Annotated in this window: 11 protein-coding genes; 6 read left to right on the plus strand and 5 right to left on the minus strand. The window is 67.7% G+C overall.

The genetic code is table 11. The features are described from left to right. Nucleotides 1–10: 10 nt before the first annotated feature. From ACQR1L_RS06450 to ACQR1L_RS06465, 4 genes are read right to left on the minus strand one after another with little or no spacing between them, the layout of a single operon-like run. On the minus strand, nt 11–1,264 hold the full coding sequence (locus ACQR1L_RS06450) for a CCA tRNA nucleotidyltransferase (RefSeq protein WP_434857089.1): 1,254 nt from the start codon (nt 1,262–1,264) through the stop codon (nt 11–13). After that, nucleotides 1,261–1,524 (minus strand): DUF6111 family protein, encoded by a 264-nt coding sequence (locus ACQR1L_RS06455; protein ID WP_434857090.1) that lies wholly within the window; start codon nt 1,522–1,524, stop codon nt 1,261–1,263. Before ACQR1L_RS06455 ends, ACQR1L_RS06450 begins: the two co-directional genes overlap by 4 nt. Then, on the minus strand, nt 1,521–2,189 hold the full coding sequence (locus ACQR1L_RS06460; protein ID WP_434857091.1) for a CoA pyrophosphatase: 669 nt from the start codon (nt 2,187–2,189) through the stop codon (nt 1,521–1,523). The genes ACQR1L_RS06455 and ACQR1L_RS06460 overlap by 4 nt, the downstream gene beginning before the upstream one ends. After that, nucleotides 2,186–2,788: a DUF1285 domain-containing protein gene (locus ACQR1L_RS06465; protein ID WP_434857254.1), complete on the minus strand. Its 603-nt coding sequence runs from the start codon at nt 2,786–2,788 to the stop codon at nt 2,186–2,188. Before ACQR1L_RS06465 ends, ACQR1L_RS06460 begins: the two co-directional genes overlap by 4 nt. A 275-nt stretch (nt 2,789–3,063) precedes the next feature. On the opposite strand from ACQR1L_RS06465, the gene ACQR1L_RS06470 reads away from it, so the two are divergent. From ACQR1L_RS06470 to ACQR1L_RS06495, 6 genes are all read left to right on the plus strand, one after another. Then, the gene (locus ACQR1L_RS06470; protein WP_434857092.1) at nt 3,064–4,062 is read left to right on the plus strand and encodes an AAA family ATPase; all 999 of its coding nucleotides are present in this window, start codon (nt 3,064–3,066) and stop codon (nt 4,060–4,062) included. After that, on the plus strand, nt 4,062–4,985 hold the full coding sequence (locus ACQR1L_RS06475) for a DUF58 domain-containing protein (RefSeq protein WP_434857093.1): 924 nt from the start codon (nt 4,062–4,064) through the stop codon (nt 4,983–4,985). The genes ACQR1L_RS06470 and ACQR1L_RS06475 overlap by 1 nt, the downstream gene beginning before the upstream one ends. Beyond that, a complete protein-coding gene (locus ACQR1L_RS06480; RefSeq protein WP_434857094.1) occupies nt 4,982–7,804 on the plus strand; it encodes a DUF4159 domain-containing protein in 2,823 nt (940 codons plus the stop codon). Before ACQR1L_RS06475 ends, ACQR1L_RS06480 begins: the two co-directional genes overlap by 4 nt. 142 nt (nt 7,805–7,946) lie before the next feature. After that, nucleotides 7,947–10,010: a hypothetical protein gene (locus tag ACQR1L_RS06485; RefSeq protein WP_434857095.1), complete on the plus strand. Its 2,064-nt coding sequence runs from the start codon at nt 7,947–7,949 to the stop codon at nt 10,008–10,010. 196 nt (nt 10,011–10,206) lie between these two features. Then, nucleotides 10,207–10,575, plus strand: coding sequence for a DUF2946 family protein (locus ACQR1L_RS06490; protein WP_434857096.1), 369 nt, complete (start codon nt 10,207–10,209; stop codon nt 10,573–10,575). Between the two features lie 162 nt (nt 10,576–10,737). Beyond that, a complete protein-coding gene (locus ACQR1L_RS06495; protein ID WP_434857097.1) occupies nt 10,738–13,065 on the plus strand; it encodes a TonB-dependent receptor in 2,328 nt (775 codons plus the stop codon). A gap of 124 nt (nt 13,066–13,189) precedes the next feature. Here the strand turns inward: ACQR1L_RS06495 and ACQR1L_RS06500 are convergent, their stop codons facing one another. Continuing rightward, complete coding sequence (locus ACQR1L_RS06500; RefSeq protein ID WP_434857098.1) at nt 13,190–13,702, minus strand: GNAT family N-acetyltransferase; 513 nt, start codon at nt 13,700–13,702, stop codon at nt 13,190–13,192. Between the last annotated feature and the right edge of the window lie 23 nt (nt 13,703–13,725).

Consider the following 13,725-nt stretch of genomic DNA (forward strand, 5'->3'; position numbering starts at 1 on the left):
GCGGACGGAGTCAGCTTCGTCCGTCGCGGTTCACGCGCGCGGCCGCCTGGTCGGCGATCGCGTTCAGCGAGGCCTCGTCGAGCGGGAAATCCGCCGCCAGCCAGGCATCCTCGGCGAGCGTCAGCACGTGGCCGAGCAGCGGCCCCTCCGCCACGCCGCGCGCGATGAAATCGGCGGCCTTCAGCGGCAGTTTCGGCGGCGTGAAGCGCTGCGGCAGCAGCGCGCGCTCGCGCCAGCGCGGATCGTCGCGATCCCGGCCGGCGCGCGCCCAGCCGAGCAGCAGGCGATCGCGATAGACGGTCTCGCCGAGACGATACAGCAGCCGCCGCACCCGCGCCTCGTCGGCCGAGGCAAAGCGCCACCAGCGATGGCCCATGCCGTCCAGCGCCTTGGTCTCGGCATTGGAGAGCTTCAGCCTGCTGCCGAGCCGGCGCGCATCCTCGGTGACGGCAACGGCCAGCGCCGCGAGGCGGCGAACCGCACTCGCCGGCAGCGCGAGCTCGCGCTCGATCTCGATCATCGCCGCGAACGGGCCGAGATAGGCGACGCCGCCGAGGATCACCGTCAGCAGGCCGCCATCGGTCATCGCGGTGACCGCGCCGACCGCACCGTCCGTGACCAGGAGCTTCAGCATCTCCATCCGCACACGTTCGGCCGACAAGGTGGCGAGTCCGGCACGGCCGGCGATGCAGGCGAGATAGCCGTCCTGATCCGGCGCACCATGACCGAACGCCGCATGAATGCGGAAGAAGCGCAGGATGCGTAAGTAGTCCTCGGCGATGCGCTGGGCGGGATCGCCGATGAACCGCACGCGGCGCACGGCGATGTCGTCGAGGCCGCCGACATGATCGTGCACGACACCGTCCGGGCCGACCGACAGCGCGTTGATGGTGAAATCGCGCCGATGCGCGTCGCCGACCCAGTCGCGGCCGAATTCGACCTTCGCCTTGCGGCCGAAGGTCTCGGTGTCCTCGCGCAAGGTCGTCACCTCGAACGGATGCGCCTCGAGCACCAGCGTCACGGTGCCGTGGTCGATGCCGGTCGGCACGCTCTTGATCGAGGCGGCCTTGGCGCGCCGGATCACCTCGGCCGGAAGCGCCGTGGTTGCGATGTCGATGTCGCCGATGGGAATGCCGAGCAGCGCATTGCGGACGGCACCGCCGACGACGCGCGCCTCCTCGCCGTCGCAGTTGAGAAGCGCGAGCACCCGCGCGGCCGGACCGGACGACAGCCAGGGCGCATCCAGCACCCGCGCGTCCGTCATTTCTCGACTCCGGGAACGAGCCTGCCGTTCTCGATGTGAGCCGGCACATAGGTCGAGCGCGGCGGCGCGCCGGAGAACTCGACAACCAGGAGCAGACTTGCAATCACCAACACCAGCGCCGCCACCGTCAATTTCGTCACCAAATGAAGCGGCCAGTGAGCGGGCACCAAGAGCCCCGACCTGGTCGCGAGCAAGAACAACACATAAACTGCGAAAGGAATGAGGAAGATTCCGATTTCCGTCAACACGGCTCGGATCATGACAGACAAATCCGTTCGTACAAAACCCTCAAGATGCCCGCCGTAGCGCCCCAAATGTAGCGCTCGGCGAACGGCATCGCGTAATACGAGCGCTCCATGCCGCGAAACTCCTTGGAATGCAGCTGGTGATTGGCGGGATCCATCAGGAACGCCAGCGGCACCTCAAAGGCATCGTCGACCTCGCCTTCGTTGATCCGCAGCGAAAATCCCGGCCGCACCCGCGCCACCGTCGGCAGGATGCGAAAGCCGAACGCCGTGCCGTAGACGTCGAGATAGCCGATCGGGTCGACGAAGCTGCGGTCGAGCCCGACCTCCTCCTCGGCCTCGCGCAACGCCGCGTCCAACGGCGAGGCATCGGTGACGTCGATCTTGCCGCCCGGAAAGGCGATCTGCCCGGCATGGCTGGAGAGATTGGGCGAGCGCTGGGTCAACAGCACCGTCGGCTCGGGATGATCCACCACCGGGATCAGCACCGCGGCCGGGCGGATCGGCTGCTCGCGCGAGATGATCTCGAGCATGCGGTCGGTGCCGGAATCTCCGCTGGCCGGAATGACATCGGGATCGAGCAGCGCCGGCGGCACGTCGAAACCCAGCCGCGCGCGCCCCCGCGCGAAGAATTCCGCCGAATCGAGCGTCGCAGCCACGTTCCTCAGGGGCTGGTTCAAAGCGCCGCCCTCACCTCTTCTGCACTGGCCATGGGGAAGAACGCGCCGCCCGACCCCACGCCGAACATCACCTCGCCATCGATCATCCGCTCCTCCCCCATGTCAACAAGCTCATAGTAGAGGGGGCGCGTCACCTTGGCCCAGAGATCGGCGCGGACATGAAGATAGGGCGTGAGGCCGCCGCTCTCGCCCGGCTCGAACCGCAGCCGGTGCGCGGTGTCGCAGGTCACCCAATCGTCGACATTGGTGCGGAAATGCAGCAGCTCGCCGCTTGCATCGCCTTCCTTCCGCAGTTCTACGGCCATGAAGGGTGCATCATCGACGCGGATGCCGACTTTCTCGACCGGCGTGACCAGGAAATACTTCTCACCTTCACGCTTGAGGATCGTGGAGAACAGGCGCACCAGCGCAGGCCGGCCGATTGGCGTGCCCATGTAGTACCAGCTACCATCATTGGCGATTCGCATGTCGATATCGCCGCAAAAAGGCGGATTCCACAGATGCACCGGCGGCAGCCCTTTGCCGGCTGTGCCGGCCTGTGTCGCAGCCGAAGTGAGCCGGTCGAGTCCCGTGTTGGTGGTCTGCCCTTGCTTCGCCATGGTTTGCCCTGAGTTTGCTTGCGCCTTGGCACGATTGGTGCAGGATTTTATCGCCATCGTCTGTGCAAAAGTTCCTGGCGTCAGTGCACGTGATGTAAGGTCGCCATATCGTGATGCCGTCAATACCCCGGAATGCCGATAATATGGGGATAGTTTAACTCAACGAATACAGCGCCTTCGCATGGATTGGCAGCCGTGTCCCGATAAACTGGAGCGGAACGCCGGTCGACAGGTTGAATCGGCAAGTTGAAGATGCGGGGCAGAAGGAGCGACGAATGGCTGAGAGTGCCGAGAAGCTCGAGGATGCGATCATCCGATCGGCCGAACAGGTCTCCGGGCAGATCCGCGCGGCGAAGGAAGCGATCTCCAACGTGATCTTCGGCCAGGATCGCGTCGTGGAGAACACGCTGGTGACGATCCTGTCCGGCGGACACGCGCTGCTGATCGGCGTCCCCGGTCTCGCCAAGACCAAGCTGGTCGAAACGCTCGGCGTCACGCTCGGCCTCGATGCCAAGCGCTTGCAGTTCACGCCCGACCTGATGCCGTCAGACATTCTCGGCGCCGAGGTGCTCGACGAGAGCACGGTCGGCAAGCGCTCGTTCCGCTTCATCGCCGGACCGGTGTTTGCGCAACTGCTGATGGCCGACGAGATCAACCGCGCCAGCCCGCGCACGCAGTCGGCGCTGCTGCAGGCGATGCAGGAACAGCACATCACCGTCGCAGGCGCGCGGCACGACCTGCCGAAGCCTTTCCACGTGCTCGCCACGCAGAACCCGCTGGAGCAGGAGGGAACCTATCCCCTGCCCGAGGCGCAGCTCGATCGTTTCCTGATGGAGATCGATGTCGACTATCCCGACCGGGACGCCGAGCGCCGCATCCTGTTCGAAACCACTGGCGCCGAGGAGAGCGCCGCCAAGGGCGCGATGACCGCCGACGCGCTGATCGCGGCACAGCGGCTGGTGCGGCGTCTGCCGGTCGGCGATTCCGTCGTCGAGGCGATCCTGTCGCTGGTGCGCTCCGCGCGTCCCGGCCCGGATGCCGGCGATGCCGGCAAGCTGATCGCCTGGGGCCCGGGTCCGCGCGCCAGCCAATCCCTGATGCTCGCGGTGCGCGCCCGCGCGCTGCTCGACGGCCGCCTCGCGCCGTCGATCGATGACGTGCTCGACCTCGCCGAGCCGGTGCTCAAGCACCGCATGGCGCTGACCTTCCCCGCTCGCGCCGAGGGTCGCACCATTCCGGACGTGATCCGGCAACTGAAGAGCCGGATCGGTTGATGGCGACAGCACCTGGGCACGCCGACAAGGAGATTCTCGCGATCCGGCGTGCCGATGGCGAAAGCCGGACGCTGGCGTCCTCGCTGCCGCGTCTCGTGCTCGAAGCCCGGCAGATCGCCGCCAACGTCATCCATGGCCTGCATGGACGGCGGCGGGCCGGCTCCGGTGAGAGCTTCTGGCAATATCGCCGCTTCGTCTCCGGTGAGCCCTCGCAACGCGTCGACTGGCGCCGCTCGGCACGCGACGACCATTTGTATGTCCGCGAGCAGGAATGGGAAGCCGCGCACACCGTGTGGATCTGGCCCGATCGCTCGCCCTCGATGGCGTTCGCGTCAAAAGGCGCGCGCGACAGCAAGCTCGAACGCGCGCTGATCGTGACCTTCGCACTGGCTGAGCTGTTGGTCGCCGGCGGCGAGCGTGTCGGCATTCCCGGCCTGCTGCATCCGACCGCGAGCCGCAACGTCATCGACCGCATCGCTCAGGCGATGCTGCATGACGAAGCTGCACGGCCGAGCCTTCCGCCGTCCTTCGTGCCCTCGGCGCTCGCCGAGATCGTCGTGCTCGCGGACTTCTGGTCGCCGATCTCCGAGATCAGCACCATGCTGGCCGGCCTGTCCGCCTCCGGCGCGCATGGCACGATGGTGCAGGTGGTCGATCCGGCCGAGGAGACCTTCCCCTATTCCGGCCGCGTCGAATTCGTCGAGCCCGAGGGCGGCGAGGTGATCACCGCCGGCCGCGCCGAGAGCTGGGCGCAGGACTACGTCGCCCGCGTCGCGCTGCATCGCGACCAGATCCGCGCCGAGACCGGCAAGCTCGGCTGGCTGTTCACCACGCACACCACCAGCCGTTCGGCGGCGGAGCTGCTGCTGTTTCTCCATGCCGGTATGACGACGAGCAAGGTTGGCGGAGGGCTGCGCGCATGATGGGCCTGCCGCTGTCCTTCGCCGAACCGCTGCTGCTGACCGGACTGATCAGCTTGCCCGTGCTGTGGTGGCTGCTCCGGGTGATGCCGCCGCGGCCGCGCCGCATCGAGTTCCCGCCGACGCGGCTGCTGTTCGACATCACGCCCAAGGAAGAGACGCCGTCGCGATCGCCGTGGTGGCTGACCCTGCTGCGCCTGATCGCGGCCGCGCTGGTGATCTTCGCGGCAGCCGGCCCGATCTGGAACCCGCGCACCGAGGCGGTCGGCAGCAAGGCGCCGCTGGTGCTGCTGCTCGACGACAGCTGGAGCGCGGCGGCGAGCTGGGAGACCCGCATCAAGGCCGCTGACGAGATCATCGCCAATGCCGATGCCGATCGCCGTGGCGTCGCGCTGCTGCCGCTGTCGGAGCCGGCGCGTGATCTCACGCTGATGCCGGCCGGCGCGGCGCGCGTGGCGTTGCGCCAGATCGCGCCGAAGCCGTACACGACCGAGCGCGCCGATGCGCTGCCGCAGCTCGACCGCTTCCTCAAAGCAACCGGCGATGCCGAAATCCTTTGGTTCTCCGACGGCGTCGATCCCGGCCGTGGCAGCGAGTTCGTGACCGGCCTCGCCAAGACCATCGGCGAGCGCAGCCTGACCGTGTTCGAAGGCGGCACCACCTCGACGCTGGCGCTCGCCGGCGCCGAGAACGCCGCCGCCAAGATGACGGTGAAGGTGCTGCGCGCCGATCTCTCGGTGTCCGGCGGCATCGTGCGTGCGCTCGACGCCAAGGGCTCGCCGCTCGGCGAGGCGCCGTTCAGCTTCACCGGCAATGCCCACGATGCCGAGGCGAGCTTCGATCTCCCGGTCGAGCTGCGCAACGACATCACCCGGCTCGAGATCGCGGGCGAGCGCTCGGCGGGCGCCGTGCAGCTGCTCGACAAGCGCTGGCGCCGCCGCGCGGTCGGCATTGTTTCGGGTGCGACCAGCGACACCGCGCAGCCGCTGCTCGCGCCGACGTTCTATCTGACACGCGCACTGTCGCCATTCGCCGACCTCCGGCTCGGCGATCGCGGCGCGCCTCAGCAGGTCATCACGCAGTTCCTCGATCAGAAAGTGCCGATGATCGTGATGGCCGATGTCGGCACCTTGTCGCCGGAACTGCGCGACCGCCTCAACGGCTGGATCGAGAATGGCGGCGTGCTGGTGCGCTTCGCCGGTCCGCGGCTCGCGCAGGGCGACGACGACCTCGTGCCGGTGAAGCTGCGCCGCGGCGGCCGCACGCTCGGCGGCAGCCTGACCTGGGAGAAGCCGCAGCATCTCGCCGCCTTCGCCGCCGACGGCCCGTTCGCCGGCATCAGCGTGCCGAAGGACGTCACCGTCAACCGCCAGGTGCTTGCTGAGCCCGACGCGGTGCTCGCGACCAAGAGCTGGGCCTCGCTCGAGGACGGCACGCCCCTGGTCACCGGCGAGCATCGCGGCAAGGGCCTGATCGCGCTGTTCCATGTCAGCGCCGACATGCGCTGGTCGGACCTGCCGATGTCGGGCGCGATGGTCGAGATGCTTCGCCGCATCGTCGACATGTCCGGCTACACCTCGACGCCGGGCCCTGGCCCTGCGGGCGAGACCGCCAAGGCGACGTTGGCGCCGCTACACATCCTCGACGGCTTCGGCGCCTTCGGACCGCCGCCGTCGACCGCCAAGCCGCTGCCGGCCGATTTCAACGACAGGGCCTCCCTGGATCATCCACCCGGCTTCTATGGCCCTGCCGACGGACCCACCGCCGTGAATACGCTCAGCCCCGCCGATCGCATCCTGCAGCTCGACACCTCGGCGCTGCGCGCCAAGCGCGCCAGCTACACCACCGCCGAGCCACGCGATCTCCGCGGCATCCTGCTGTCGACCGCGCTGCTGCTGTTCCTGATCGATGCCATCATCGTCGCCCTGCTCGGCGGCGCGCTGGCCTCGCTGATCCGGCGCCGCCGCCCGGCTACGGCCGTCATCGCTTTCGCGATGCTTGCGACGGCGGCCGTGCTGGCGATCGCGATGCCGACCAGCGCGCGCGCCGATGCGGCCAGCGATGACTTCGCGATGCGGGCAGTCTCGCAGACGCGGCTTGCTTACGTCGTCACCGGCAACGCCGACGTCGACGCCATCGTCAAGGCGGGCCTGACCGGGCTGACGCTGTTCCTGGCGCAGCGCACCGCGCTCGAAGCCGGCGATCCCGTCGGAATCGATCCTGCCCACGACGAACTGGCGTTCTTTCCGCTGATCTACTGGCCGATCGTGCCGGGCGCGCCGAAGCCGCCACAGGACGCGATCAACAAGATCGACGCCTATATGAAGCAGGGCGGCACCGTGATCTTCGACACCCGCGACGCGGTCGAGGCGCCTCCGGGCGAGAACGGCGCGCAGCAGACCCCGGGCATGCAGTCGCTGCGCGAGATCCTGTCCTCGCTCGACGTGCCGGAGCTCGAGCCGGTGCCGCGCGAGCACGTGCTGACCAAGACGTTCTATCTGCTGCGCGACTTCCCCGGCCGCTTCACCGCAGGACAGACCTGGGTCGAGGCGCTGCCGAAGGACGAGGACGAGGACAGCGCCACGCGTCCCGCACGCGGCGGCGACGGCGTGTCGCCGATCATCATCACCTCCAACGACCTCGCCGGCGCCTGGGCGATCCGCCCCGACGGCCAGGCCATGCTGCCGATGGTCCCGGGCGAACCGCGCCAGCGCGAATTCGCCTTCCGCGCCGGCGTCAACATCGTGATGTACACGCTGACCGGCAACTACAAGGCCGACCAGGTCCACGCACCGGCCCTGATCGAACGGCTCGGGCAGTGATGTCATTTGTGCGCGTAGGTCGCGCCCAACCCACAGCCGTCATGCCCGGGCTTGACCCGGGCATCCACGTCACTCAGCGGACCCTGCTGGACGTGGATGCCCGGGACAAGCCCGGCCATGACGACAACTGCGAGTTTGCCTCATGAACTACGGCATCGCGTTCACGCCTCTCGTCCCGACGATCGTGCTGTGGCTCGCGATCGGCGCGATCGTGGTCATCGCGGCGCTGCTGCTGATCAGCCGCTCCCGCTCCGCCTGGATCCGCGTCACCGCGCTCGCCTTGATCGCGCTCGCGCTCGCCAATCCGCAGTTCACGCGCGAGGACCGCGAGCCGCTGAGTTCGGTTGCCGCCGTCGTCGTCGACAAGAGCCCGAGCCAGAATTTCGGCGACCGCACCCGGCAGACCCAGGCCGCCCAGGAGGCGCTGGTCGACAGCCTGAAGAAGATCAAGGGCCTCGAAGTGCGCGTCGTCGACGCCGGCCAGGCCGACGGCGAGACCGACGGCACGCATCTGTTCAGCGCGCTGACCTCGGCGCTGTCGGACGTGCCGGTTGACCGCGTTGCCGGCGCGTTCCTGATCACCGACGGCCGCGTGCACGACATTCCCGGCAACATGGCCGCGCTGGGCTTCCAGGCGCCGCTGCAGGCGCTGATCACCGGACAGAAAGCCGAGCGCGACCGCCGCGTCGCGATCACCGCAGCTCCTCGCTTCGGCATCGTCGGCCAGCCGCAGACCGTCAGCTTCCGGCTCGACGACCAGGGCGTCGTCGGCGCCAGCGCCAAGGTCGTGATCCGGCGCGACGGCGAGGTCATCAGCGAACGCACCATGACCAGCGGGCAGACGTCGAAAATCGACGTCGACGTCAAGCATGAAGGCCAGAACATCGTCGAGATCGAGGCCTCGCCGCTCGACAATGAGCTGACCCTGGTCAACAACCGCGCGGTCGTCTCGATCGATGGCGTGCGCGACAAGCTGCGCGTGCTCCTGGTGTCGGGCGAGCCGCATTCCGGCGAGCGCACCTGGCGCAACCTCCTGAAGTCGGACGCCAGCATCGACCTCGTCCACTTCACGATCCTGCGGCCGCCGGAGAAGCAGGACGGCACGCCGATCAACGAGCTGTCGCTGATCGCGTTTCCGACCCGCGAGCTGTTCCAGCAGAAGATCAACGAATTCCAGCTGATCATCTTCGATCGCTACGCCCGCCAGGGGGTGCTGCCGATCGCCTATTTCGACAACATCGCACGCTATGTCCGCAATGGAGGCGCGGTGCTGGTCTCGGCCGGGCCGGACTACGCCTCCAACACCAGCATCTGGCGCACGCCGCTGGACTCGGTGCTGCCGGCGGAGCCGGTCGGCGTCACCGAGAAGCCGTTCTACGCGCATCTCTCCGACGCAGGAAAGCGTCATCCCGTGACGCGCGGCCTCGAAGGCTCCGCCTCCGAGCCGCCGCGCTGGAGCCGCTTCTTCCGCACTGTCGAGACGCGCAATGCGGTGAGTCCTCCGGTGATGACCGGCGCCGATGGCAAGCCGCTGCTCTTGCTGTCGCGCTTCGGCGCGGGCCGCGTCGCGCTGCTACTGTCCGATCACATCTGGCTGTGGGCGCGCGGCTATGAAGGCGGCGGCCCGCATCTCGATCTGCTGCGGCGCATGTCGCACTGGCTGATGCAGCAGCCTGATCTGGACGAGGAAGCGCTGCGGCTGCAGATGCAGGGCAAGGATCTCGCGGTCATCCGCCAGACCATGGGCGACACCGTGCCGCCGGTGACCGTGACGTCGCCGTCGGGCCAGACGCGCGAGCTCACCCTGGCGCAGGGCGATCCCGGCGAGTGGAAGGCGACGTTCCCCGCCAACGAGCTCGGCCTGTGGCAGGCTACCGACGGCACGTTGAAGGCGCTGATCAATGTCGGCCCGACCAATCCGAAGGAGTTCTCCGAGGTCACCTCGACCACCGAGACCCTGAAGCCGTTGGCGCAGGCCACTGGCGGCGACGCCCGCCGCATCGCCGACGGCTCCGGCATCGACATGCCGCGCATCGTGCCCGTGAAGTCGTCGACCTTATTCAGCGGCGACGGCTGGATGGGTGTGCGGATGCGCGACGCCAGCGTCGTCAAGGGCGTCGGCGTGCTGCCGATGTTTGCCGGCGTGATCGGCCTGTTGCTGCTGCTCGGCGCGCTCGCCGCGACCTGGGTGCGTGAGGGACGCTAACCCCGGGCTTGCACCCTGAGGTGCAAGCCGCGTGGCGCGAAGGGCACAATGTCTGTGATTCTGTGCGAACGCGACTGCGCCATGATTGACGCCGCGCCACCCCGCTGCGATGTTACATTGTAACAACGGCTGAGCTACTCAGCTGAACGGGGTGGCCAATCGACATGAGCCAGATCGACATGAGCCAGAGCTGGCCATGAGCTGGTTTCGCGCGAACATCAAGGATGGCTCGCGGCTGGCGCTGTTCGCGCTGCTGCTGCAGTTCGCGCTCGCCTTTGGCCACGTTCACTGGATCGCCGGCCAGGCTGGCGATGGCGGCCGGATCACGACGGCGCAGGCTCACACCGGATCCACACCAAGCCAGGATCCCGATCAGCAGCCGTCCGCCGATGGCTGCGCCATCTGCGCTGTCATGGCGATGGCGCAATCTGTCCTGCTGTCGCAGGTCCCCGTTCTGACGCTTCCTGAAGCGGTCGGATTTCGTCTCCCCGAGGCGATTGCCACCGAAGTCGCGGCTGCCATCATTGATGCCGCCTTCCAGCCACGCGCCCCTCCCCTCGCCTGATCTGACACCGGTCGAAACGCCGGCGCGCTGCGCTCATGCGCACCTGTATGGCGTGAAGGAATGGATCCGTCGCAAGCGACGGCAGGCGCATCCCACCCGCAACGAAGGACGTGGGATCGCCTGATCAGGATCAGGAATGGAAGAATGTTGCCGAGAGCTTTGATGTCGGGCTGCAGCGTCGCAGCCATGTTGTGCGCTTTGGGCGCGCCTGCGCGCGCCGATGATCCTGTCAAACCTTCGGCGGAATTGCCCGAGGTCACGGTCACGGCGCCAAGTCCGATCCGCGCCCGCAAGCCGGTGGTGCCGCGGCCCAATCCCACGGCCCGCGTTGCTGGCCGAGGCACGCGGACCCCAGCGCCGTCGCGCGAAGCCCAGGCCGCGCCACCTCCGCCGCAGCAGGGCGTGCTGCCGATCGTGACCGATCAGTTCGCAACCGTGACCGTGGTCCCGAACGAGGAGATCCGCCGCTCCGGCGCGGCCACGCTCGGCGATCTCCTCAACTCGAAGCCCGGCATCACCGGATCGAGCTTCGCGCCGGGCGCCTCCAGCCGGCCGATCATCCGCGGCCTCGACGTCAACCGCGTCGGCATCGTCGAGAACGGCATCGGCGGCGGCGGCGCGTCCGATCTCGGCGAAGACCATTTCGTGCCGATCGATCCGCTCACCAGCGACCAGATCGAAGTGGTGCGCGGCCCGGCCGCGCTACGCTACGGCTCGACCTCGATCGGCGGTGTCGTCAGCGCCACCAACAACCGCATTCCGCAGGCGTTACCGACCTGCTCGACCGCGCCGTTCCAGACCTATGGTCTGCCGGCCAGCGCGCCCGCCGCAAGCAGCGCGCCTTGCGTCACCGCCGAGACGCGCACCTCCGTCAGTTCGGTCGACCGCGGCGTCGAGGGCGGCATCCTGCTCGATGCCGGCGGCGGCAATTTTGCCCTTCACGCCGATGCCTATGGCCGCAAGACCGGCGACTATTCCATTCCGGGCTATCCCTACCTGTTCGATCAGACCCGCCCCGTGAACGGGCGACAGCCGAACTCGGCCGTTCAGAACGAGGGCGCCTCGATCGGCGGCAGCTACTTCTTCACCGGCGGTTTCATCGGCGCGGCGATCACCCAGACCAACGCGCTCTACCACATCCCCGGCATCGACGGCGCCGACAGCCGCACCCGGATCGACGCGCATCAGACCAAGATCACCGCCAAGGGCGAGTACCGGCCGGACTCCGCGGCCATCGACGCCGTCCGTTTCTGGCTTGGCGCGACCGACTATCGGCACAACGAAATCGGCTTGGCCGATACGACCGATCCGACCACCGACGGCGTGCGCCAGACCTTCACCAACCGCGAGCAGGAAGCCCGCGTCGAGATGCAGATGATGCCGGTCAATCTGCGCTTCGCGACGCTGACGACCGCCTATGGCGTGCAGGCCGGTCACCAGGAGCTGAACGCGCCGAGCCCCGACAATCCCGGCTCGGTCTTCAACGGCCTGTTCGGGCCGAACACCAACAACCGCGTCGCCGGCTACGTCTTCAACGAGCTCGCCTTCACACCCTCGACCAAGGCGCAGATCGCCGGCCGTATCGAGCATGTGTCGCTGAACGGCTCGACGCCGAACTTCCCCGGCGACTATCTGCCGGACGGCACGCCGCAGGCCAACATCGCGCGCAACCCGTCCTACACGCCGAAGAGTGCGAGCGTCGGCCTGCTGCAGAACCTGCCCGGTGATCTCGTCGCGAGCGTCACCGCGCAATATGTCGAGCGCGCGCCGAAGGCGGCCGAACTGTTCTCGCGCGGCGGGCATGATGCGACGGCGACGTTCGACATCGGCAATCCGAACCTGACGATCGAGACCGCCAAGACCGTCGAAGTCGGCCTGCGCAAGGCCACCGGCCCGTTCCGCTTCGAGGCCACCGCCTACTACACGCAGTTCAGCAACTTCATCTATCGCCGGCTGACCGGCGTGATGTGCGATGACGATTTCGATTCGTGCGGCACGACCGGCACCGAGCTGAACCAGGCAGTCTACTCGCAGCGCAACGCGTTGTTCCGTGGCGCCGAGTTCCAGAGCCAGTTCGACGTCTCCCAGCTCGGCAGCGGCATCTGGGGAATAGAGAACCAGTTCGACGTCGTCCGCGCTACCTTCCCCGACGGCACCAACGTGCCGCGCATCCCGCCGATGCGGGTCGGCGGCGGCCTGTTCTGGCGCGACGCCAATTGGCTCACCCGCATCAACCTGCTGCACGCCTTCGCGCAGAACGACGTGGCGCAGATCGCGGAGACGCCGACGGCGGGCTACAACCTGTTGAAGGCCGAAGTCAGCTACCGCACCAAGCTCGACCCGAACATGTTCGGCGCGCGCGAGATGCTGGTCGGCATGGTCGGCAACAACCTGCTCAACGAGAAGATCCGCAACTCCGTGTCCTACACCAAGGACGAGGTGCTGCTGCCCGGCATCGGCGTGCGGCTGTTCGCCAATCTGAAGTTCTGACCGACGGCGCGGAGGGGGAGCAGCCTTCCCCTCCGCGTCATTGCGAGGAGCGAAGCGACGAAGCAATCCAGAGCCGTGGACGGGACTCTGGATTGCTTCGCTCGCAATGACGAAGAGACCGAGACTACTTCGCGTAATCCCAATCCGGACGGATCGCGCCTTCGACGCCCTCGAAGGCGCCGTCCACCAGCTCATTCACCAGCAGCCGGTTGTAGTCGACCGGGCCCGGCATCGTCGCCCGGCCCTTCGGCACCGGCTTGAAGCCGACGCGGGTGTAATAGGCGGCGTCGCCGACCAGCAGGATGAAGCGGTGGCCCTGCGTCCGCGCGTCCGCGATCGAGCGTTCCATCAGCATGCGGCCGATGCCGTGCTTGCGGAACGGCGGCTCGACCGTCAGCGGCCCGAGCATCAGGGCCTTGGTGTCGCCGACACAGATCGGCAACTGCCGGACGGAGCCGACCAGCAGGGTGCCGATATGGGCCGTGAACGACAATGCGAGCAGATGGTCGACATGCTCGCGCAGGCGGTAGGCGCTCAGCACGAAGCGGCCGGGGCCGAAGGTACGTTCATGCAGCCGCTCGATGGCTTGCGCATCGCCCGGCTTCTCGGCGGAGATCGTAATGGACAGGTCACTCATGTGGGGTGGCGGGATAGCATCCC

It is taken from the genome of Bradyrhizobium sp. HKCCYLR20261, from assembly GCF_051168435.1.
Classification (GTDB): Bacteria; Pseudomonadota; Alphaproteobacteria; order Rhizobiales; family Xanthobacteraceae; genus Bradyrhizobium.